This window comes from Colwellia marinimaniae (genome assembly GCF_002207865.1).
GTDB lineage: Bacteria > Pseudomonadota > Gammaproteobacteria > Enterobacterales > Alteromonadaceae > Colwellia > Colwellia marinimaniae.
In genome coordinates, this window is record NZ_BDQM01000036.1 from 15,191 (window position 1) to 38,838 (window position 23,648).

Genomic DNA, 23,648 nt, shown 5'->3' on the forward strand with positions numbered 1-23,648 from the left:
CCAAAAAAAAAGCACCATTGATTTAATCGTGCTTTTTGTTTTTATTGAGCATGTTTTCCTTGGTGATGACGTTACTAACGCCATCGGCTAACTATTTCAGGTTAAGCACTTGCTTGATAAAGGGAATAGTAATTTTTCTTTGCTCTTGAATAGAGGCTTTATCTAAGACATCCAGTGAGCTAATTAAGCTGCCCATATCTCGACTCAAACGATTAAGTAAAAACTTAACCACATCGTCTGACAAGAACAAACCGCGTTGCGTGGCACGATGTTGGATAGCAATGATTTTCTCTTCATCGTCAAGTGGTTTAACTTGCTCCGTTAAACCCCAAGAAAGTCTAGAGACAAGATCAGGTAAACTAATACCTAGTTGTTGGGCACTTTCATCCCCGGTAATTAATAAGTAATTGTTTTGTTCAAACACCCGGTTATACAAATCAAAAATAGCTTGTTGCCAACGCTCATCACCGGCAATTAAGTGAATATCGTCTAGGCAAATTAAATCCATTTGCTCTAAGCCATCTAAGACTTCCACGGGTAATCGTTTTAATTCGGCACAAGATAAACACACTGAAGATTTGCCAACGTGTGCAGCATAAGTACTACTAGCATGAAGTAGATGTGACTTACCAACACTAGATGAGCCAAACAAATAAAAACTATGTGGGCTATCCTGTTGCTGATCAATATAGGATTTTAATTGGCTGACAATCGCTAGATTATCATCACTTTTATAGTTATCGAATGTTTCATCATCAGGTAATTGCACCTTCAAGGTGAGTTGAGCAACTTGTTTCATCCTTGCTCCCAATAAAAAACCGGGACAGATGGCACCCGCGTTAACTGTGGTTTGGCCGCAAATACTGTCGGCAATGACGTATTTATTGCCAGTTCAATGGCAGATTTAACGTCTAGATTGTTACCCTTATCTTGAACTGAGTTGCTAACCGCCACATTTTCATCAATAAACACTATTTTATTAGCCTTTAAATTCCCCTGAGAAAGTTCAACACCAGCGGTATCTATTTCGCCGAGGACAGTAAACTTTACTGAGTTATTGCTGTCGTTTAGTTCAGCTTGAGCAGTCTTTTGAGGCTTAAATGGCTGACGCTGAGAAAAACTATCAAGCTGAGTATTCATTTGTTGCGTTAACTTATTGTTTAATTTTAAGGACGCTAGGAATGAAGCCTTTGAACCCAGCAAGTCTAATTTAAAACGACGAACATTACCTTGGGCACTGATTAAAGTAACATTCTTAACCGCTGATAAATCTGCTAAAAATTGAAATAATTGCATATCATGTTTTAATGACGTGACATTGTTCACTTCAATGACAAAATTATTTTCTGCTGAGGTTGATAAAGCATAAGACTGATAAATCAACTCGGTGATATCGGATAAACCCTGATGAATCAAACTGATTTTATTATCACCTTGGTATGTTTGCGTATACAGTGTGCCTTGGCTATAAACCCGCCAATCTAGCACTTTAGGGCGGTCAACTTCTGCTGGTTGGCACAATAAACCACAAGAAATATTATCTACCGCACTTGCTGCTTTAGCTATATCTTCTTTATTCACTAAACTTGAATCAGACACTCTCATCACGATAATGGTATCAGCAAAATAACGCAGCGAGGCTTGTTGAATTTGTTCAGGAAAATAGCCCCAAAAGTCACTTACCACCACATGTTCACTATCGGTTAGGTCCATTAACGGCATGATAATAGGCAAACCACGTTGTATCGAAAAATCATGAACACTTGCGGGAATAATACTATCCGCATCGGAGGCAACCATAGTACGGCTTGCACCTTGCTCATCGATTAACCATAAAAGCACTTGTGGGCGTAAGCTGCCCCAGCGCGCTAACTTGGCGTCTTTAAACAATTGATTAACTTTATCTTCATCAAAACTGACAACTAAGCTTAGCTCAGCGTCTTTTCGTTGATAACGATACTGGCTAACATAGCGACTGGCTCTTTTTTGTGCTTGTTGTAACACTGGATGTGTTAAAACACTCTTTTTACCACCAACTTTTAAAAACACCCCTTGCAGTGCTTGTTTTATTGCCTGCTGACGCTGTTCTTTCGCTTGTGAATCAACAACAACATTAGCTTGGTATAAATCATCTACTTCCAGGGCCAGTAGATTAGTGCTAAAAAGTGTAAATATAAGGAAAATTATAACAAAAGGAAATCTAAACATATCAACTAAAAATTTCATAAACTCCATGACTTCATAACTATTATCTTATCACAATGACAGTAATTAATACCCGCAAATATTGATAAATACCCTCAAAAAATAAAACAAGCTAAGATACGGTTATCAACTTGAGTATGAGCCTTGGCACTGGTAGAATACGCCCCATAAAATACTGTCGGTAATTTCTGAGGTCTCCCGTGAGCGAACAAAAACAATCGTTAAGCTATAAAGATGCTGGTGTTGATATTGATGCTGGTAATGCCCTAGTTGAGAAAATTAAAGGTGCGGTAAAACGTACAAAACGCCCTGAAGTTATGGGGGGGTTAGGTGGTTTTGGTTCGGTATTTCAATTACCTACCGGTTATAAAGAGCCTGTATTAGTTGCTGGTACCGATGGTGTCGGCACTAAATTGCGTTTAGCTATCGATTTAGGTAGACACGATACGGTTGGTATCGATTTAGTGGCTATGTGTGTTAATGACCTTATCGTCCAAGGTGCTGAACCATTATTCTTCCTTGATTATTATGCTACTGCCAAACTTGATATTGATGTTGCTGCCTCAGTTATAGAAGGTATTGCTGAAGGCTGTATACAGGCTGGTTGTTCTCTTGTTGGTGGCGAAACGGCTGAAATGCCAGGTATGTACCATAAAGGCGATTACGATATCGCTGGATTTTGTGTTGGTATTGCGGAAAAGTCGCGCTTAATTGACGGTACTAACGTTGCTGCCGGTGACCAACTTATTGCCCTTGGTGCTTCTGGCCCGCACTCAAATGGTTTCTCATTAATTCGTAAAGTATTAGAAGTAAACAATACCGATACTAATGAATTACTTGACGGTAAAAAAATCGCTGACCATTTACTTGAGCCAACTAAGATATACGTAAAATCTGTGCTTGAGTTAATTAAAAATGTTGATGTGCACGCACTTTCTCATATCACTGGTGGTGGTTTCTGGGAAAATATCCCGCGGGTATTACCTGAAACAGCACAAGCCGTTATTAAAGGTGACAGCTGGCAATGGCCGAGCATCTTTACTTGGTTAAAAGAGCAAGGCAATATCACCGAACATGAAATGTACCGCACGTTCAACTGTGGTGTTGGTATGATTATCGTTGTACCTGCTGATAAAGTAGCACAAAGCATCGAAGTGCTAACCGCACATGGCGAAAATGCTTGGCATATAGGCGAAATAGCCGATAAAGCTGACGGTGAAGAGCAAGTTGTTTTTAACTAAATAACAACGTTGCTAAGCAAAAAAATATTATAAAGGGGCTATTTATTAGCCCCTTTAATTTATCTAAAAATTGAGGAACAAAGATGTCGAGTCGTATCCTTGTATTGATCTCTGGTGGTGGCACAAACTTACAAGCCATTATTGATGCTTGTACCAATGACAATTTTCCTGGAGAGGTTGTTGCGGTAGTATCAAATAAAGCCGATGCTTATGGCCTAACTCGCGCTCAAAATGCTGGCATTACCAACCTAGCTCTTTCACATAAAGAATTTTCTAGCCGTGAAGATTACGATCAAGCACTGATCAAAATAATTGATGGCTTTGCTGTTGATTTAATCGTATTAGCAGGCTTTATGAGAATTCTTACACCCAGCTTTGTCCAACATTTTCAAGGCAAACTGCTCAACATACACCCATCGCTATTACCCAAATACCAAGGGTTAAATACGCATCAACGTGCTATTGATGCCGGTGATGATGTACACGGTGTTAGTGTGCACTTTGTTACTGAAGAACTCGATGGTGGTCCAGTAATTCTTCAGGCGAAAGTACCCGTATTTGAAGGTGATAGCAGTGAAGATCTTGCGGCCCGTGTTCATCAGCAAGAACACCGTATCTACCCCTTAGTGGTAAAGTGGTTCACTGAACAAAGACTTAACATGCAGGGCGACCATGCAATACTCGATGGTAATATACTGCCAGCCTCAGGTTATGCTAACGATTAATATTGATAGCTAACTCGCTTAACTGGGCTTAACTGGGCATAAATAGCACAAAAAATAGATTAGTATTTTTTATAAACTCTCTACAGAAGCTGTTAGTATCCTTAAATATACTCTTGCTGCTGGACTCTTTGCTTATTATGCGCAAACACTTTTCCCTACTGTTATTCATATTACCTTTCCTGGTTTCAGCCAATACGGCTGATACTAATATTGATACACAAAAGCCAGCAAGCGCTCAACAGAAAAAAGAGTCCTTCGCAGCAGTCATCCCTGCTTATCGGGCAACTTATACCTTATTACATAAATCAGATCCCGTAGGTACCGCAGTCAGACAGCTGAGTTACCTTGCTGATAATAAAATTAAATACCATTATGAAACGGATATACATTGGTTCATCTTTTCTGATAAACGCAGTGAAACCGCCATAGTTAAGATAGAAAACAATCAAGTGATACCGTTGAGTTATGATTATAAACGCGAGGGCACAGGTCGCGATAAATACTACCAATGGCAGTATGATCTAGCGGGAAAAACGGCAACCGATATTAAAAATAATAAAGAGATCACTTTAGAGTTCACTGATGGTTTGTTAGATAAACTTAGCTACCATCTGCAAAATCGCATCGACCTAATTAACAACCCAGCACAAAAAAAGTTTGTTTACCCGGTGATCAGTACTCGCGGCTCGATCAAAAATTATCAATATATCTATGATGGTGATGAGGAACTAATACTTCCTTTTGGCTTAGTCAAAACTATCCGTTTGAAGCGTGAAATTGTTGAAAAAAAACGTATCACCTACGTTTGGTTTGCCCCAGAGTTAAACTTTTTAATGGTTAAGCTCTATCAAGTGAAAGACGGCACGGAACAATTTGAAGCACAATTATCAGCATTAGAGTAATAAACCTTAGCAAGTATTTAATAACGTCCTTTAGCTTGTTAGTCACCACTAAATGAGCATAGCTATGCTCATTTAACTTAGCTATTCACTTAGCTATTCACTTAATTAATAGCTTGCAATTCATTTCATCTAACACATTACTACTAGTTCCCTAGCTAAAAACTACCATCACCACCGCCTAAGCCAACGTCCAGCGTTTTATTCTTCTTTGCTTTCAGCAGAGACACATATTTCAATGGCTATATTTCAAGATAAACACCTCAATAATGTGTAAAAAACAACAAATAATGCTTGAATAACCAGCAAAACCCATATACTGTACAAACATACAGTACTCGTCATTATCCAACTCAAGGCAGAACTATGTACACCACCGATACCCTTAATAGCAATGTCATAAACAAAGCTTTCAATACTCCCCTTGCACAGCAGACTTGGTTAAAACTAGCCAATGTGGCCAATCATCAAGAATTGTCATGCCTCTATGCCGATATTTGTCAGCAACATACTCAACAAAAAAAATGGGTATTATTTATTAACCCTGAAGAAGCATCCTTAGAGCAATTAGCGCACACCCACGGTGTTGATATTTCGAAAGTGCTTTGTGTTAGTTTTAAAGGCAAAAATAAAGTGAAGCACTTACTTGATAAACATTCTGCTCACTTAGATATTGAGCAAATAAAACGTGTTTTATGTCGAGGTAACTGCTCAGCAGTTATCCTGTCGAATGCCTCGTTTAGAGACGATGAAATTGCCGAGCTCGATAGCTGTGCACGTCTAGGGAAAACTCAGTGTGTGCTGCTTAAAAACCTGCGTAAAAATGAACTAACGAGACATTATCGACACAGCCACTAAGCTTAAGTAAGCAAAATACCGGCAAGTGTGATAACGAATAGCCGTTATTTTACTTAGCTAAAATTAAGCCGTATTGTTCACAACAATACGGCTTTTTATCGACTAGATGCGTTCACTTATGACTTGCTGTCTAACCAATGATTTACATTTCGTGATAACACTGCCATAGGCACGGCGCCATTTAACAGCACAACATCATGAAACTCGGCTAAATCAAAGGCATCACCTAAACGTTTTTGTGCTTGCTCTCTTAAACTTAATATTTTTAGCATCCCTAATTTATAGCCAAGTGCTTGCCCAGGCCAGGCCATATAACGTTCAATTTCGGCAATAACATCAGACTCAGCGGTACCCGTTTGCTCTGACATATAGCTAATAGCTTGCTCTCGTGTCCAGCGTTTATCATGTAAGCCAGTATCAACTACCAAACGCACCGCTCTAAATAATTCTGCTTGTAAGCGACCTAAATTACCAAAGGGATCGTTTTCATACATGCCTAATTCAAAAGCGACTTGCTCACTATATAAAGCCCAGCCTTCTGCATAAGCATTGTAAGGGGCAATTCTGCGTAAAAAAGGTAACTCAGCTTGATCTAAGTTCAAGGCTATTTGCCAATGATGGCCAGGGTTTGCTTCATGATAGGTTAATGTTTTCAAACCAAACTTAGGATTGGCTTTCATATCACGCAAGTTAATCCAATAAATACCTGGTTTACTACCATCAACAGCCGGTGAAGTATATTGACCACCCGGCGCACCATCTTGTACCTCAACAGGAAAGGCTTTGACTTCAACTTGATAACTAGGCGTAGTTTTAAAAAAAGGAGCCATTTTTGTGGTAATTTCAGTGATATAACCATTAATATCACTTAATAGCTCTTCCCGCCCTGCTTTTGAATCTTCATATAAAAAACGCGGCTCTTCATTTAACGCTACCATACGCTCGCCAACAGAGCCTTGTTTATAACCTTGCTCTTGTAATATGATATCCATAGCAATACTAATACGAGCGACTTCATCTAGGCCAACTTGATGTATTTCACTTGGCGTTAGTTCACTATCAGCTAGTTGTTTAATCGCATCTCGGTAATAATCACTGCCTTTTGGCTGTGCCCATATACCCGACTCATCACGAGATTTAGCTAATAATTGTTCGCTGGCTTTTGCTACCGATTGGTAAGCGGGATAAACCACCTGACTAACTTGCACAATAACCTGTTGTATTAAGTCTTGCTTTTGCTCGGCGGTAAGGGCGTCAACCTTTGCAATTTTGTCGGTAAAGACACTAACAAAAGTATGCTGGTCGGCGGCAACACGGGTAAAACCGTTAAGGTACTTAATTGCACCTTGTAACGTTACTTTCGGTGGTAACCAGTTCTGTGCAGCATCAAAAGCTTGTTTTTCAATAATACTACTGGCAAGACGGCCAAATGCCGCTAAACGTGTGATGTAGTCTAATGCTTCTTGCTCTGTGGTAATGGGTTGATCGTTTTGCATAATTCGTGGGATATCAATCAAAGGGCCATTAATTTGATTGACAATAAAGGGTGAAAGTCCCATCCAAGTATCAATAAAACCAACGCTAAAGTTTGGCTCCCCGGCAAAATATCGCGTTAACCCAGCCATCACTTGTTGATTATTTTTCGCCTTGATATCAGCCCCTTCAAGCTTAACGCTGGCAATTTGATTTGATATCGATAATAAATCAGCGCGCAGTTTGGCTTCATTTTCAACGCCATAAAGCTCCATCTTATCACTAATGGCTTGACCAACATCCTGTGCAGACAAACCATACATAGTCGCTGATAAAGCACGTTGTTTAAAAAGGCTTTGTTTAGCTTGCTGATAAAGCGCCGTTAAGGTTTGTTCTGCGCTAGGAAGAGTCATTTTTTCAGTAGACGTTGTCGCTGGCGTTGCTTTATTTACGGCTACAGTATCGCTTGCTTTATCACAAGCACTCAAGCCAAGTGCGGCGACAATGGCACTGGCTAGTAAGCTGTTTTTTAGGTTCTTATTCATAGCTTCCTCTAGGATAATTAACACAATTATTATTTATTATTTTTACTTTGTCTCATTTTTGTTATTTTATGATAAAAAATTTGTTTAAATCATTTTGACTTAATATGACTTAACTTAACTTAACTTAACTTAACATGCCTATGTACATGGTTCAGGATCGTCATCCCCGTGGTCTCTTAATCGGGGATCCAGCTTCTAAAAGCAATGGATCTTCGATCAGAGACTTCGAAGATGACGTTTACAACGACGTCCTGAGCTAACTACATAGCCATGTAACTTAATATGACTTAACTTAATATGAGTAACTTAGATTAGAGCAAATGCGCTTAAGATTGTAAACATTATACAATCCTTATTTTAGCGAGTTGACTGTTAAGTGGTATTAAAAACGCCCCTATAAATTTAGAGCTTTCCCTTTAATTCTGCTATAATCCCGCGCCCGCTATTCCCTGTTTAGTAATACTTGCTTAGTGATACTATTTTGGAATTTTTGCGGCTCAGTAATTTTGAATCGGTTAACCCCAATGGGAATGGTATATGACTTCAGCAAAGCAGCAAATAATATCGAAAAAACAGCAGGGATTATTTGATTATCCAAAATACTGGGCTGAGTGCTACGGCACCGCGCCTTTTTTGCCTATGTCGCGAAAAGAAATGGACATATTAGGCTGGGATAGTTGCGATATAATTATTGTCACCGGTGACGCTTATGTTGATCACCCAAGTTTTGGTATGGCTATTATTGGTCGTATGCTTGAAGCACAAGGTTTTAGAGTTGGCATAATCGCCCAGCCAGCCTGGCATTCAAAAGATGCCTTTATGCAACTGGGTCAGCCTAATTTATTTTTTGGTGTCACCTCCGGTAATATGGACTCCATGATTAACCGATATACCTCTGAGCGAAGAATGCGTCATGATGATGCCTATACGCCAAATGATGAAGGTGGTAAACGTCCCGATCGCGCAGTAACCGCTTACACTCAACGCTGTAAAGAAGCCTATAAAGGTGTACCTGTTATTATTGGCGGTATTGAAGCCAGCTTACGCCGTATAGCCCATTATGATTACTGGTCAGATAAAGTGCGTCGCTCAGTATTGTTCGATTCAAAAGCAGATTTATTAGTGTTTGGCAATGCCGAGCGGCCATTAGTTGAAATTGCTCATCGTATTGCTCGCGGTGAAGATATTAAAAACATCACCGATGTTCGCGGTAGTGCTTTCTTAACCAATCAGGCACTGCCCGGCTGGAAAGGCATAGATTCCCGCGATATCGACCGGCCTGGTAAAATTGACGCCATCCCTAACCCTTACGCAGAAATAACCCCAGAAAGCTGTAGTGATAACGAAGCAAAATCGGCGGCGGAAAATAAGGCTAATGATATTACTAAAACGGCACAGCCTATCGTAATGGCTGACTACCGTAATAAGACCTGGGAGAAAAAGTCCAAACCTTGGGAGAACACTTATATTTATTTACCCACCTTTGAGCAGGTAAAAGACAACAAGATTCTTTATGCGCATGCATCGCGTATTTTTCATCAAGAAGTGAACCCAACCTCCGCTAAACCCTTAGTTCAAAGCCACGGCACGCGCCTTATTTGGCTAAATCCACCGGCGAAACCACTTTCAACCGAGGAAATGGATGGCGTATTTGATCTTGAATATAAGCGAGTACCACACCCAAGTTATGGTAATGCAAAAATACCCGCATATGACATGATAAAAACATCGATTAATATCATGCGCGGTTGTTTTGGTGGTTGTACTTTCTGCTCAATTACTGAGCATGAAGGACGTATTATTCAAAGTCGTTCCCATGAATCTATCATCAAAGAAATAGAAAACATCAGAGACATGGTCCCAGGCTTTACTGGCGTGATATCAGATCTTGGTGGCCCAACGGCTAATATGTATCAGCTCAATTGTAAAAGTGAAAAAGCCGAAGCCACTTGTCGTAAACCTTCTTGTGTTTGGCCGACTATTTGTGGCCACTTGGATACCGATCATACCCCCACCATCGAGCTTTACCGTAAAGCGCGTAAAGTGAAAGGGATTAAAAAGGTATTAATCGCTTCGGGTGTTCGTTACGATTTAGCCATAGAGCACCCTGAATATATTAAAGAATTAGCAACCCATCATGTTGGCGGATATTTAAAAATCGCCCCTGAACATACCGAGCAAGGGCCACTTGATAAGATGATGAAACCAGGTATGGGTACCTATGACAAATTTAAGGAAATGTTCGATCATTACTCTAAACTTGCCGGTAAGAAGCAATATTTGATCCCTTACTTTATCTCGGCTCATCCAGGTACCACGGACAGAGATATGGTTAATTTAGCACTTTGGCTAAAAGAAAATGATTTTAAGTTAGATCAGGTACAAAATTTTTATCCGTCACCCTTAGCGAATGCCACCACCTTATACCATACCGGACTAAACTCTTTGCGTAACGTGACCACCAAGAATTTAGCTAAGGACGATGGTAAAATAATCGTGCCCAAAGGCACCATTCAACGACGCTTACACAAAGCCATGCTGCGTTATCATGATCCAGTAAACTGGCCGCAAATTCGTCAAGCGTTAACAAAAATGGGCTTAACTAAACTGATTGGCTCTGCGCCTAGCTGTTTAGTTCCCAGAGAGACCCGTAATGAGCAGCAACTAGCCAATAGAAACCGACAAGGGAAAAACAACGCACAAGGATTTAAAACCAGTCCAGGTCAAAATCGTCTTAAATCAGGCTATGGTAAAAATAAGAAAACGCCAACACACAAAAAAGGCTTGACGCGTTTTTCAGACAATCAGTTTGATGATAGGAAAAACCCGAAGTAAGTATACCTTAGCGCTCGGGCTGTAGATAATCACAAATATACCCGTGACCATTCAAGAGGCATGTTTCAGAGTGCTTGAGCAATTTCAATTCAAGGCGCTGTGATGAAATAATGGTTGTTCCATTATGAGTTACAGCAACGATGAAGTGATGTTGCTCAAACGCTTCTTCGATGGGTTTAAAATGACTTTATACCGCGTTAAATAATCAAACCATAGAATGCACTATGCTTAAATGATTCTCCTTGCCTAAAGCCATTTTAATTCCCACTGAAACCCTGCACTTTGATTGGTCACGGGTATATAGGTTACCTACGCCTTAGCGAGCCAAAAGGCTACTTTTTCTGCTAATAATTGTGGATTAATCGGCTTGGCTAAATAATCATTCATACCAGAATCCAAACATTTTTGCTGGTCACCGCTCATGGTATTTGCCGTCATGGCAATGATACTCACCTGATTAACATGCTGATAGGCCTCGTCAGAGCGAATAGTTTTCGTCGCTTGATAACCGTCCATTTTCGGCATTTGACAATCCATTAACACTAACTGATACGGCTGCGAAAATTGCCGCTGTAATATTAGCTCCAACGCATGTACACCATTGATAGCAACATCCGCACTATGGCCCATCATACGTAAGAGCCCTAAAGCAACTTCTTGATTAATTCTATTATCTTCAACCAAGAGTATTCTTGCTTGTTTATTGATATTATTTTTTGGTTGCTCTTTTGCGGGGCTCACCGGTAAATCGCCCTGGGCTGACTTGCGGTTTTCACTAGCAAAAGCGCTCGTTAATACTTGATAAAACATGGCCGCACTTATAGGTTTTGCTAACTGATAGGTGTTGCCAGCATGGTCCAAGGTCAAAAGCATGCTGTTTGTTTCAGTACAGCTATGAGCCATTGAGGTCAGCATAATAATAGGCACGGTTTTCGAGCCTAGTTTATTATTTTTCCGCAATAAATTAGCAATATGATCCAGTGCCACTTTACCTAAATTGCTATCAAGTATAATGACGGAAAAATCATTATTTACAATTTCATCACCCATGATGATTGCTGCATCTGTTGCTGTTTTCATCACAACATTAAGCCCCCATAGCTGTAATTGTTTACTAATGCTCAGTCCACTTTTTTCATTACCGTCAATTAATAAAATAGGCTGCTCGCTAAAACCTTGGTACGGCTTTATTGATTGTCCACTCTTCCCTAGGCTTAGATGAAAAGTAAATTGACTGCCCTGTCCCAACTGACTATTAACCTTTATATTCCCACCCATCAATTGACATAACTGCTTAACGATAGTCAGTCCTAATCCTGTTCCGCCATATTTTCTGGTGGTCGAGGCGTCAGCTTGAGTAAACGCATGAAAAAGCCCACTACATTTTGTTGCGGGGATACCTATGCCAGTATCTGCAATAACAACCACTAATTTAACACCTGCTGAGCTGTCCTCTTGCGCGGTAACAGTAATACTAATTTCACCTTTATCGGTGAACTTAATCGCATTACTTAGCAAGTTAGTCATTATTTGTTTTAATCGGCTAGGATCGCCCACGACCAAGCCTTCGGTCAACGCTGTGGTATCAATAATAACTTCAAGACCTTGGTGTTGTGCTTTAATAGCCATAGCTTGTACCGTTTCAACGATGCAGTCAGGCAGATTAAATACTATTTTTTCAATCTCCAGCTTACCTGCTTCAATTTTAGAAAAGTCTAATATATCGTTGATTAAATGCAATAAGGTTTCCGCGCTAACCCGAGCAAGTTTTGAGAAATGGCGTTGATTTTTACTTAACTCAGTATCCGCTAATAACGTTAGCATGCCAAGTACACCATTAATGGGTGTTCTTATTTCATGGCTCATATTGGCAAGAAATTCAGATTTTGAGCGATTTGCTACTTCAGCCTTTTGCTGCTGAAGCTTATTTTCATCGGCTAATTTTTGTAAGGTTTGCTCCTTTTTAACCGTATGGGTAACATTATCAATGACTATTTGGCAAAGAGGGCTTGCTGACTCAACCGCAATTTTTTTAACACTAATTTGTTGTTGAATTAAGGCAGTTTCATCGCCCAAAGCATTTTTTTGATAAAGTGGTAAAGGTGTCGGATTAAAGGTATTTGATAGTCTTGCCGGTAAACCCAAGGTCAAAGCAGACTCACAGGCATCACTCAGCCGGGAGTCTTGATACTTGTTGAATACCAAGCCTAAATATTTACCTTGATTTTCAGCTAAGGACTTACCGGCATAATCACTTACCCATTGATTAAAAAAGACTAACCTTTGCTGCTCATCAATGATAATAATGCCAACAGAAAGCTGGTTTAAGGAGGCATAAAGAATATCATTGCTTAACGTTGCCATATCATCACCTTAGCTGTGAGCAGCATTCGTGATTCCATAAACAAATTTCCGCACTGATTCTTGAAAAACTTCTAATGAAGTAATATCCATAATAAAGGAAATATACCCGGTAATATCAACACTGGGTAAAGAAAATTTCACCTTAATATACAGTGACCAGTCGTATTCACTACTGTAGGTAAAAACCTGATCAAGATTGCCTTGGATAAACTCAGGCATATCGATTGAGATAGACGCTTGTAAAAAATTAATCACAGTACCAAAACAAGCATTTAAGATAACATTGCCTATTTCAACTAAAGAATCTTGCTCTAACTCTGATAAGTCCTCAATCGGTATTTTATTACCAAGTAATAACTTAACCAGCTGCAAACCATTATCTTTACTAAACATTAATAAAGCCTGCCCTTGAAAGTCCCCGGAAAAACGTTGGGTAACGGCACTAATTTCCATAGAAGTATCAAAATCAAGCCTTTGTTTAGCCTCATTATTGGGTAATATCTCGATTTCAGGAATAGTTAAGTCAACCGTTTGTGAAACCATTTGATTCAAGGATCTAGCAGCTCGACCAATACCAATATTGAAAATTTCCGTTAAAGCGTCTATTTCAAGGGGAGTCAATTTATCTGGCATATAATAAATACTCGTTTGTTATTCTTACTGCTAGTTATGTAAAAAAGTTGCAATAACCTCTTCATCAATAGGTTTATTCATAAATGTTACTCCAGCCGCTAATGCTTGAGCTTTGATTTCATCTTGAATATTTGCGGTCAGTAAAGCGATTTTTGGAATGGTCAGCTTATCCGCTAAAGCACTGATTAACTCAAGTCCGGTCATGCCCGGCATATTGTAATCAACAAAGGCGATATCAATCGACTTACCTTGAGCTACTTTGTCGAGTGCTTGCTCGCCATTACCAGCTTCAATAATATCCACCCCTTTTACATGGGCTTCTATAATTGTTTTTATCATCATGCGTGAAACTATGCTGTCATCAACCACTAAAATTGTTTTACTCATTGTGCCCCCTAAACGTTAAATCCTGAAATAGCATAAAGTTGCTAGAAAGCTTATGCAGGGACTTGGTTTTTATCAAGCTAATCAATAAAAATAGCGTCATTAGCCTTAAAGATAAAGACCTTGTGAGGTGAACCATTGAAAAGTGACTTATGGCGTTATGCATAAAAATTGGCTTTTATTCTAGGCATTAATTTTAGGTAAACCGGACAAAACACCGATAGATATAGCTACTTTTGTTTTCAACAACTAGTGCTTCAACAAGATCATTAACGTCATCCGTTAATGACACCGCTTTTTCATGGCTAGGATCAGGGTTATCTTGGCTTTGCATAAAGGCTTTTAACGTTTTTACTTTGAGCACTATTTTAGCGGTTAGCCATGCGGCTTTATCTGAAGATAACTTTAGCCCGACCTCCTTAGCTATATTGATAAAACGCGCTTGGCTATAAATTCCAGCGAACCTTAATTGCTTTGAGCTAATAGCAAAAAATACAAATAGGCTTAAATAGAGAAACTTTATCAGTGTTTTCATAATACTACCTCTTATTCAACGTCGAGCAGTAAAATCATCCCTGAAAGTATTTTATCCATCTTTATATTATATGTGAATATATTAGTTTTGCTGAAATAGCCCTAAGGTTACATATCCATAAACTAGTTTATTTGAACATAGCTAATCTGGAAATTATCGTATGCGGCTTTTAAACACTAGTGTATAATCGCGCGTATTACTTGTCCGGTAACTACGTCTTGTTCGGTAATTATCGGTAAAATTACTGGCACATTTGACTCAGTAAACCTCAACATTCGACGGAACACATATGCTATCAGCAAATAACATAACCCAACAATTTGGCGCTAAGCCATTGTTTGAAAACATCTCACAAAAATTTGGTGACGGTAATCGTTACGGCTTAATTGGCGCCAATGGTTGTGGTAAATCTACCTTTATGAAAATATTAGGTGGTGATTTAGAGCAAACCGGTGGCAATGTTACCCTTGATACCGGTGAACGTTTAGGTAAATTAAGTCAAGACCAATTCGCCTTTGAAAACTACAGCGTGATTGACACCGTAATTATGGGTCATACCGAACTTTGGGCAGTTAAAGAAGAACGTGACCGCATCTATGCTTTACCTGAAATGAGCGAAGCCGATGGCATGAAAGTAGGCGATTTAGAGTCTGAATATGCCGAAATGGATGGTTACAGCGCAGAAGCTCGTGCTGGTGAGTTGTTAATTGGCGTGGGTATCCCAGTAGAGCAACATTACGGTTTAATGAGTGAAATAGCGCCGGGTTTTAAGTTACGTATATTACTTGCTCAAGCACTATTTTCAGATCCTGATATTTTATTATTAGATGAGCCAACCAACAACTTGGACATTCACACTATCCAATGGTTAGAAGAAACGTTAAATGAACGTAATTCAACCATGATCATCATTTCTCATGATAGACATTTTTTGAACAGTGTTTGTACCCATATGGCCGATTTAGATTACGGTGAGCTACGTGTTTTCCCGGGTAACTATGACGAATACATGTTGGCAGCGACTCAAGCAAGAGCACGTTTATTATCAGATAATGCCAAGAAAAAAGCACAAATTGGCGAACTGCAAGCCTTCGTGGCGCGTTTCTCAGCTAACGCGTCTAAAGCAAAACAAGCCACCTCTCGTGCTAAGCGCATTGATAAAATTCAGTTAGAAGAAGTGAAAGCATCCAGTCGAAGTAACCCGTTTATTCGCTTTGAGCAAGAAAAGAAATTATTCCGTAATGCGCTTGTAGTTGAGAAACTAAATAAGAGCTTTGATGGTAATCATATTCTTAAAGATATTTCATTATTAATTGAAGTAGGTGAACGCATCGCTATTATTGGTGAAAATGGTATTGGTAAAACAACCTTTTTACGTATGTTAATGAACGAAGTCGCTTATGAGCAAGATTCAGGTGAGTTTACTTGGTCTGAAAATGTAAATATTGGTTATTACGCACAAGATCATGAATTTGAGTTTGAAAATGACATGACCTTATTTGACTGGATGAGCCAGTGGCGTCAACCCACTGATGACGAGCAAGCGATTCGTGGCTATTTAGGGCGTTTACTGTTCTCCGCTGATGACATTAAAAAATCAATTAAAGTGTTATCCGGTGGTGAAAAAGGTCGGATGTTATTTGGTAAGTTAATGATGCAACAGCCTAATATTTTACTGCTTGATGAACCAACCAACCACATGGACATGGAATCCATAGAATCATTAAATATGGCGTTAGAGCAATATGAGGGTACGCTTTTATTCGTTAGCCATGACCGAGAGTTTGTTTCAACTATCGCCACTCGTATTATTGAATTAACCAAAGACGGTTATATCGACTTTGCCGGTACTTATGATGAGTACTTAGCTAGCCAAGCATAACGTAGGCGTGACTTCAGTCGCGCTAAATATTGCTACCCCCTTATTTGCGCGGTTAAAACCGCGCCTACTGAAGAAGATATTTTTTATGCTTAGTTATCGTCACGCTTTTCATGCTGGCAATTTTGCCGATGTACTCAAACACAGTGTTTTATCGCTGGTACTTGATTATATGACTCGTAAAGAAAAAGGCTTTTGTTATATAGATAGTCACTCTGGCGCGGGCATGTATCAATTGGCCGAAGAGTATGCGCAAAAAACGGGGGAGTATAAAGACGGTATTGCCAAGATAATTAACGATGACCATGCACCTGAAGCACTTGCACCTTATTTATCGCTAATCAACCGCCTTAACCTCAGTCCTGATAGCGAAGCAAGTAGTGAACTTAAGGTTTATCCTGGCTCTCCTGGCATAGCTAAAGCCTTTGTTCGTCGCCAAGACAGCAGTCATTTATTTGAATTACACCCAACGGATATTAAACACTTAGAAGATTTTTGTCAGCGCTGGCGTAAAGTATTTGTTAAGCAGTCTGATGGTTATAAAGGTGTACTCGGCTTATTACCACCACCAAGTCGCCGTGGTGTAGTACTTATTGATCCGCCTTATGAGCTTAAAGAAGATTATCAAAAAGCGGTCAAGACCATCATCAAGGCCTATGCTAAGTTTTCTACTGGTACTTACATTCTTTGGTATCCTGTGGTTAAGCGTGAGCTAGTTGAAGAAATGCAGCAAGCATTCACAGCAAGTGCGGTTAAAAATGTGCTGCAAGTTGAATTTTGCATGACAGCGGATACTGACGAATATGGCATGACCGGCACTGGTTTGTTTATTGTTAACCCGCCATGGCAATTAACGACCCAACTTGAAGAAATATTACCTTATATGAAAACTAAATTAGGTAGTAATGATAGCCATTATAGCCTTAAGCAACTTATTGCCGAGTAACGTCGCTTAATCAGCTATGGGTAAATACGGTTAAAACTATGGCTACTATAAAAAACATCGGGAAATTGTTGATGGCTCTCAGCTAACATGCTAATTAATGCTGGGATTGAAGCTCCCTGCCTTACATATTTAGTATTTAACAAAGTATAAGAAGTCTAAAGACTATTTACTCGCTTCTTTTCACTGTACAATGATGTTTTAACCTGATGGTTAATGCTGATTTGCTGCAACGGTAAAGTGAGTGCCTTTCGACATTGTCACGATAAGCCTATAAGAGCTAAATTACGTAATTAAACCATCTTCAAATATTGCCGGAATTAGTTGAAACGTTATAGTCTCAAATAAAATCAATTACCGAACAAGTTATTATCTTCAAAAAAGTGCTTCAGAGCTTTAATGAAGAAACTTTTTTTACTATATTGATACTGGTAGTACGGGTAAAACAAAAAATTTCATTCCATCGTTAGGCATAAAACCTGAGCGAGGTTTACTATTTTCATCGGGTGATATGAGCTAATTAATAAAAGATCGAGCCGATGATATTTCATCTGAGTTACTTGTTATTGCGCGAAAGGTGGCTAGTGTGAAAAATAAAAAAGGTAAACATCGTTAATCCGCAATACAAGTTGCAGCTTAAAGTGGCTTAATTAAATTCAAAATCTGATTTTGTAATGGTGATAGCAAATCAGAATTATATTTTTCACCAAAAATAAAGAGAACGTTATGAGTAAAGGTATAGTTAAGTGGTTTAATTCAGATAAAGGTTTCGGCTTCATTACTCCAGAAGACGGAAGTAAAGATTTGTTTGTTCATCATTCAGAAATTCAATCAGGCGGTGAATATGCAACATTGGCTGATGGTCAAGCCGTTGAATACGAAGTAGGTCAAGGACAGAAAGGTCCATGTGCAAATAAAGTTGTTGCTGTTTAAACCGTAGCACATAACAATGATGTAAGCGGATGCGTTACACGCACTCACTTACTTCATTGTTATCGATAGAAAAACCAATCCAAATTAGCTTCACCACCTACCCCCCCTAATTTATTCTTCACGTCCTGAGTCTTTTAGCCAACCTTTTCTCACAATAATAAAGGTGATTTTCTATCTCTCAGTGTCTTCAGATATTTAGCTTCACTATAGCGTTTTCTTGTCTGCCAACATCGAAACAGTATTCTGATCCATAAATTATGAGCCATTAAAAGGATAAAATTCTAATTGCTGATTGATGTGAGTTTCCTTTTTGACCTTGTTGCACCGAGTATACTCCAGCCCAATATGATGAATAAACGTTTTTGATGTCCATTCAATAAAGGACTGGCGAGGAATGTAGAGCACTGACCTGAAGCAATATAAGTATGGTATGAATCAGGTGTAAAAGACTATATTGTGGTATTAACAGACATTTTGGTGTTATTCTTTAAACAATAAATTTTCAAATCAAAACGCTATACATGTGCTACCAATAAACTAGTTACTTTTCTTAAAGTCATTATTAGGGCGTTAACTGAATATTGGAGGTTACAAATTGGGGAGGTTCTATGAGTGGCAACAAAAAACAGGTACGTCAAAACTTCAGGGACTCTGTCTTTAAGCGGGATAGAAATAAATGCGTATTCTGTCGACAGACTGACAATTTGATCGTCCATCACATTACGGAAAGAAATCTAATGCCATTTGGTGGCTATATTAAGGAAAATGGTATTTCTCTCTGTCCTGAGCATCACAAGATGGCTGAGAGCTATCATCACAGTAATGGTGAAGAATATCCTCAAGGCTTCCACCCTAATGAATTATACAGAAAAATCGGATCAAGTTTCGAAATAGCACAAAAAGCCTCAAAGCGATTAGAGAGATACAGTTAACAAGACACCTCAGTCAGCCTTACCACAGCCGCTGTGCTTGGCATTAGCGCTTAAGTGCGCCGTCAAAATTAGCTAGCGTAACAACATCACCGGCAATCAAGCTATCTATATGGATGTCGCCAATCCGAACTCTTACCAGTCTTAATGTGGCAAAGCCCACAGCCGCCGTCATTTTTCTTATCTGACGATTTTTGCCTTCACACAGAGTGATAGATATCCAGCTAGTAGGGCCATGTCTCGAATCGCGAATTTTACGACCACGAGTGGGCAGTTGTGGCTCACCGTCTAACTTGAACACTTTACAAGGCAGGGTTAGATATTTAGTGCCATTAATAGCAATCTCAACACCATTTTGCAGCTGTGACATGACTTCTACCGTGATCACGCCATCAACTTGCACGTAGTACTCTTTCTCTATAGCTTTGTCTCTGACTTTGTAGCTCATCATACCGTCGGTTGTCAGTAACAATAAGCCTTCAGAGTCGTGATCTAATCGGCCAATCGCCATCGTTTTCTCGGGAAAGTTAAATAGCTCACCTAGCAGGTTTTTCTTCTTTCGTGCTTCGGGTAAAAACTGGCTTAAAAAACCATATGGCTTAAATATTTTGAAGTGTTGGTGCTGCTGATCTTGGTTTGGCTCAGCGAGCTCTGTTAAACTGGTTGGGTTAGTGGTTGGGTTAGTGGTTGGCATTAAACATAGCTTTGCTGGTAAAGTCTGACTGGTATCACATTATACCGTTAGTCGGGGTTAGATGCACTGCGTCTGCTAAGTGTTATGCTTGAGTGAAACTGACCACGGTTTTATAGCTTCTAAGTCATTTATTTGCGGGGATTTCGATGTCGGCATAGCTGGCTCGAGTAGAATAAATCCAACTTATGTCCAACTTACTGCCAACATAATGCTAACTTACTCAAAACACGTTATTTTTGGTATAAAAAAAGCAACCGAAGTTGCCTTTTCTCTTTATTAGCGAAAAATGCTAATCCTGTTCTTTTTTGGACGAATTTTCAATTTGCTCAGGTGTTAATGCTTTCGTACGCTTAATAATTTTCATGGCGCCAGCATCTTCTATATCAAGAAATGTCTTCTTAATGACTTTTCTCGGTTTCTTAGCAAGCGGTTTTTGCTCTATCGTGCTAGTCACTTTAGCTTTAACCACTTTTTCTTTTCTCGGTTTTAAGCCTTTAAATTTGACTTTAATACCAGCAACTTTAGTAAAGCTTATTTTTTTCTGCAAGAAAGCTTCAACGTTTTTAAAGCTTAACCAATCATTTGGCCCGACTAATGAAATCGCATCCCCTTTGCTTCCTGCACGACCCGTCCGACCAATACGATGGACAAATTCTTCCGCATGTTTTGGCATATCAAAGTTAATCACATGCGAAACATTGATTAAATCAAGGCCACGTGAAGCTAAATCTGTGGTAACCAATATCTTGTGTTTACCTTTAGCAAAACTGTCCATAATTTGATTACGTTGGCCTTGGTTTAAGTCACCACTTAAGGCGACCGCATTAAGATCTTGCTTGGTTAACATAGTAGCTAAACGTTCAGTATCACTTCGTGTTGCCGTGAAGATAATGATTTGCTGGGAAATTTCTGTCGTTAAGAAATGCTGTAAAAGTACTTCTTTTTGACTGAGATTGTCTGCTAAAAAGAAACGTTTGGTAATATCTTCATGTTCGGTATGAGCTGATGCTATGGCAATACGTTTCGGTTTTTTTAATAACTCTTTGGCAAAGTCATTCACTTGCGCATGGTCTAAGGTTGCTGAAAACAATAAGGTTTGGCGTTTACGGTGATCGGCAGCATTATTTATTTGCGTGAGCTGTTTACTAAAACCTAAATCCAGCATGCGATCGGCTTCATCTAAAATAAGCAGCTCTAAGCCATTTAAATAGAAATGACCTTGCTTTAAATGATCCGCTAAACGACCCGGGGTGGCGACAATAAAATGCGGGTCTTTCTCTAACACTTTCACTTGGTCGTTAAAGTTTTCACCGCCTAAAATCAGCACTGCCTTAAATTGGGTATTAGCAGTAAACAAACGTAATTGACTAAAGACCTGCTTAGCTAATTCACGTGTTGGCGTTAAAATAACTACCCGTGGATCACGCTTAGATAAAGCACGGTTTTTAGTTAACCTTTGTATCGCTGGCAGGATAAAAGCTAACGTTTTACCTGAGCCAGTTTTCGATGAAGCAATTAAGTCATGCCCCGCCATTGCCGCAGGAATCGCCTGTTGCTGAATTTGTGTTGGCTCGCTAAAACCAAGATGATTAACGGTATCTATTAAACATCTGTCTAAACCAAAATCACTAAATTGCACTAGGCACTCTCCTACATTTATTTAACGTGTTTAAAATGGTCATTAACTCGCAGCAATTCTTGCTTCAACAAGCACTAAGGCTTGATCAATTCGCTCTAACACTTTCTTTTGATCTAACAAGGCTAAAGTAATATCAAGTGATGGTGAGTTACCGGCGCCTGTGGCCGCAACACGCAGTGGCATACCAACTTTACCCATGCCAAGTTCTAATTCAACTGCAGTATCGTTAATTGCGGCGTGAATAGGCTCTGGTGACCAATCAGTTAATGCCGCTAGTTTTTCTTTTACTAATAACATTGGCTCTTTAACCACTGGACGTAAATGTTTTTTAACCGCTTTTGCATCAAGCTCGGTAAAGTCTTCATAGAAATAACGTGAAATTTCAGCCATTTCTTTCAGAGTTTTCACTCTGTCTGCTTGAATTTTAACAATATCAGCTAAAGCAGGCCCCTTAGTGGTGTCAATCCCTTGCTCTTTCATGTGCCACGCTAAGTGCTCAGCAACATAAGCAGGGTCTAAGGTTTTCATGTAGTGCTGGTTTACCCAGATAAGTTTATCGGTATTAAAACCAGACGGTGCACGATTACAATCTTTTAAATCAAATAACTCAATCATCTCTTCACGAGAGAATATTTCTTTATCGCCGTGTGACCAACCTAAACGCACTAAATAGTTTAGCAGCGCTTCAGGTAAGTAACCATCATCGCGATATTGCATCACACTAACAGCGCCATGGCGTTTAGATAAACGCTTACCATCTTCACCTAAAATCATTGGCAGGTGGGCATATTCAGGTACAGGGGCACCTAAAGCACGAAAAATATTAATTTGTCTCGGGGTATTACTAATATGATCATCACCACGGACAACATGAGAAACCTTCATATCCCAGTCATCAACAACCACAGTTAAGTTGTATGTTGGTGTACCATCAGAGCGCGCAATGATTAAATCATCTAACTGCTCATTACTAATGGTAATGTCACCTTTAACTATGTCTTTAATTACCACGACGCCTTCAAGCGGATTTTTAAAACGAATAACAAAAGGTTTATCTGTTGGGTGGTCAGTACGGTCACGCCATAAGCCATTGTATTTTTCAATACCGCCTTTCGCTTTAGCTTCCTCACGCATCACATCAACTTCTTCCGCTGTGCTGTAACAACGATACGCATTACCCGAGGCAAGTAGTTGTTCGATGACTTCTTTATAACGATCAAAACGTTCTGTTTGAAAATAGGGACCATGAGTCCACTTAAGATTTAACCAGTTCATACCATCCATAATGGCATCAACTGAAGCTTGGGTTGAACGCTCTAAATCGGTATCTTCGATACGAAGTATAAAATCACCACCATTTTTTTGGGCATATAACCAGCTATATAAGGCAGTACGAGCACCACCAACATGTAAATAACCTGTTGGGCTTGGGGCAAAACGTGTTGTTAAAGTCATAAAAGTCTCAATATAAAGTAACTAAAGCCGTACTTTGATTGTCGAAAGAACATGGCATCAGTAAGGTAAGTCTAAAAAATTGACGGCATTTTACCACTGAGGGTAAGTTAATTCATCACTTTGATGTAATTAAATAGCTTATCTTTGAAAACAATGACAGTGCTTAAAATACACTGGTAAATTTCTCTTTATTAGCAGATATCTGCGGCTGATAAAAATTAGCAGGTAGAGAGTATTTAATAAAATAGTGGACTTGAATCAGTAAATCTGCACAGCTTGTAAAAATATATAATATAAAGAAAGGTATTAAGAGTGGTGGATGTTTCTTGATAAGAGCGGGCTTGAAGCTTTTCGAATCATAAACATTGCTATTGCTATTTACTTTCATAGTTAAATAACAATAAAGTGGTGGACGATACTGGGCTTGAACCAGTGACCCCCGCCTTGTAAGGGCGGTGCTCTCCCAACTGAGCTAATCG

The 23,648-nt window shown here is 39.3% G+C and carries 19 protein-coding genes and 1 pseudogene; 9 read left to right on the forward strand and 11 right to left on the reverse strand.

Features of this window, described 5'->3' with window-relative positions; genetic code table 11:
- Positions 1-91 precede the first annotated feature (91 nt).
- Positions 92-799, reverse strand: a complete 708-nt coding sequence (gene hda, locus MTCD1_RS15590) for a DnaA regulatory inactivator Hda (RefSeq protein WP_057180568.1) — start codon at positions 797-799, stop codon at positions 92-94.
- On the reverse strand, positions 796-2,226 hold the full coding sequence (locus MTCD1_RS15595; RefSeq protein WP_231732987.1) for a DUF2066 domain-containing protein: 1,431 nt from the start codon (positions 2,224-2,226) through the stop codon (positions 796-798). The genes hda and MTCD1_RS15595 overlap by 4 nt, the downstream gene beginning before the upstream one ends.
- 179 nt (positions 2,227-2,405) lie before the next feature.
- Between MTCD1_RS15595 and purM the strand changes: the two genes are divergently transcribed.
- The 4 genes from purM to MTCD1_RS15615 all read left to right on the forward strand — a co-directional run bounded on the left by purM (position 2,406) and on the right by MTCD1_RS15615 (position 5,928).
- Positions 2,406-3,446, forward strand: a complete 1,041-nt coding sequence (purM, locus tag MTCD1_RS15600; protein ID WP_057180566.1) for a phosphoribosylformylglycinamidine cyclo-ligase — start codon at positions 2,406-2,408, stop codon at positions 3,444-3,446.
- Positions 3,447-3,529: 83 nt separating this feature from the next.
- Positions 3,530-4,171, forward strand: a complete 642-nt coding sequence (gene purN / locus MTCD1_RS15605) for a phosphoribosylglycinamide formyltransferase (protein WP_057180564.1) — start codon at positions 3,530-3,532, stop codon at positions 4,169-4,171.
- 137 nt (positions 4,172-4,308) lie between these two features.
- Positions 4,309-5,073, forward strand: a complete 765-nt coding sequence (locus MTCD1_RS15610; RefSeq protein ID WP_057180562.1) for a DUF3108 domain-containing protein — start codon at positions 4,309-4,311, stop codon at positions 5,071-5,073.
- Positions 5,074-5,436: 363 nt separating this feature from the next.
- A complete protein-coding gene (locus MTCD1_RS15615; protein ID WP_057180561.1) occupies positions 5,437-5,928 on the forward strand; it encodes a hypothetical protein in 492 nt (163 codons plus the stop codon).
- Between the two features lie 116 nt (positions 5,929-6,044).
- On the opposite strand, the gene MTCD1_RS15620 is transcribed toward MTCD1_RS15615, so the two are convergent.
- Complete coding sequence (locus tag MTCD1_RS15620) at positions 6,045-7,946, reverse strand: DUF885 domain-containing protein (RefSeq protein ID WP_057180559.1); 1,902 nt, start codon at positions 7,944-7,946, stop codon at positions 6,045-6,047.
- 537 nt (positions 7,947-8,483) lie between these two features.
- On the opposite strand from MTCD1_RS15620, the gene MTCD1_RS15625 reads away from it, so the two are divergent.
- Positions 8,484-10,781, forward strand: a complete 2,298-nt coding sequence (locus MTCD1_RS15625) for a YgiQ family radical SAM protein (RefSeq protein WP_057180557.1) — start codon at positions 8,484-8,486, stop codon at positions 10,779-10,781.
- 309 nt (positions 10,782-11,090) lie between these two features.
- Here the strand turns inward: MTCD1_RS15625 and MTCD1_RS15630 are convergent, their stop codons facing one another.
- From MTCD1_RS15630 to MTCD1_RS15645, 4 genes are all read right to left on the reverse strand, one after another.
- Entirely contained in the window at positions 11,091-13,145 is a 2,055-nt protein-coding gene (locus MTCD1_RS15630) for an ATP-binding protein (RefSeq protein WP_057180555.1), read from the reverse strand.
- A gap of 9 nt (positions 13,146-13,154) precedes the next feature.
- Positions 13,155-13,778, reverse strand: a complete 624-nt coding sequence (locus MTCD1_RS15635; protein ID WP_057180553.1) for a chemotaxis protein CheC — start codon at positions 13,776-13,778, stop codon at positions 13,155-13,157.
- Between the two features lie 30 nt (positions 13,779-13,808).
- Positions 13,809-14,165, reverse strand: a complete 357-nt coding sequence (locus tag MTCD1_RS15640) for a response regulator (RefSeq protein ID WP_057180552.1) — start codon at positions 14,163-14,165, stop codon at positions 13,809-13,811.
- 193 nt (positions 14,166-14,358) lie between these two features.
- Complete coding sequence (locus MTCD1_RS15645; RefSeq protein ID WP_057180550.1) at positions 14,359-14,697, reverse strand: hypothetical protein; 339 nt, start codon at positions 14,695-14,697, stop codon at positions 14,359-14,361.
- Between the two features lie 289 nt (positions 14,698-14,986).
- Here MTCD1_RS15645 and MTCD1_RS15650 point away from each other — a divergent pair, with 289 nt between their 5' ends.
- The 3 genes from MTCD1_RS15650 (at position 14,987) to MTCD1_RS15665 (ending at position 18,452) form a co-directional block, all read left to right on the forward strand.
- Positions 14,987-16,579 carry an ABC-F family ATPase gene (locus MTCD1_RS15650; protein WP_057180549.1) on the forward strand — a complete coding sequence of 531 codons (1,593 nt, stop codon included), beginning with the start codon at positions 14,987-14,989 and terminating at the stop codon, positions 16,577-16,579.
- An 85-nt stretch (positions 16,580-16,664) separates the two neighbouring features.
- Positions 16,665-17,522 (forward strand): 23S rRNA (adenine(2030)-N(6))-methyltransferase RlmJ, encoded by an 858-nt coding sequence (locus MTCD1_RS15655; protein WP_057180597.1) that lies wholly within the window; start codon positions 16,665-16,667, stop codon positions 17,520-17,522.
- A 723-nt stretch (positions 17,523-18,245) separates the two neighbouring features.
- On the forward strand, positions 18,246-18,452 hold the full coding sequence (locus MTCD1_RS15665) for a cold-shock protein (RefSeq protein ID WP_057180547.1): 207 nt from the start codon (positions 18,246-18,248) through the stop codon (positions 18,450-18,452).
- Positions 18,453-18,601: 149 nt separating this feature from the next.
- Here the strand turns inward: MTCD1_RS15665 and MTCD1_RS21835 are convergent.
- Positions 18,602-18,842, reverse strand: a pseudogene (locus MTCD1_RS21835) (IS110 family transposase); the annotation flags it as partial.
- Between the two features lie 218 nt (positions 18,843-19,060).
- Between MTCD1_RS21835 and MTCD1_RS15670 the strand changes: the two are divergent.
- On the forward strand, positions 19,061-19,384 hold the full coding sequence (locus MTCD1_RS15670) for an HNH endonuclease signature motif containing protein (protein WP_057180546.1): 324 nt from the start codon (positions 19,061-19,063) through the stop codon (positions 19,382-19,384).
- A gap of 43 nt (positions 19,385-19,427) precedes the next feature.
- On the opposite strand, the gene MTCD1_RS15675 is transcribed toward MTCD1_RS15670, so the two are convergent.
- The 3 genes from MTCD1_RS15675 to gltX form a co-directional block, all read right to left on the reverse strand.
- Complete coding sequence (locus MTCD1_RS15675) at positions 19,428-20,075, reverse strand: pseudouridine synthase (protein ID WP_057180545.1); 648 nt, start codon at positions 20,073-20,075, stop codon at positions 19,428-19,430.
- A gap of 289 nt (positions 20,076-20,364) precedes the next feature.
- Positions 20,365-21,714, reverse strand: a complete 1,350-nt coding sequence (locus MTCD1_RS15680) for a DEAD/DEAH box helicase (protein ID WP_057180543.1) — start codon at positions 21,712-21,714, stop codon at positions 20,365-20,367.
- Between the two features lie 42 nt (positions 21,715-21,756).
- The gene (gene gltX, locus MTCD1_RS15685; RefSeq protein WP_057180541.1) at positions 21,757-23,169 is read right to left on the reverse strand and encodes a glutamate--tRNA ligase; all 1,413 of its coding nucleotides are present in this window, start codon (positions 23,167-23,169) and stop codon (positions 21,757-21,759) included.
- Positions 23,170-23,648: the final 479 nt, after the last annotated feature.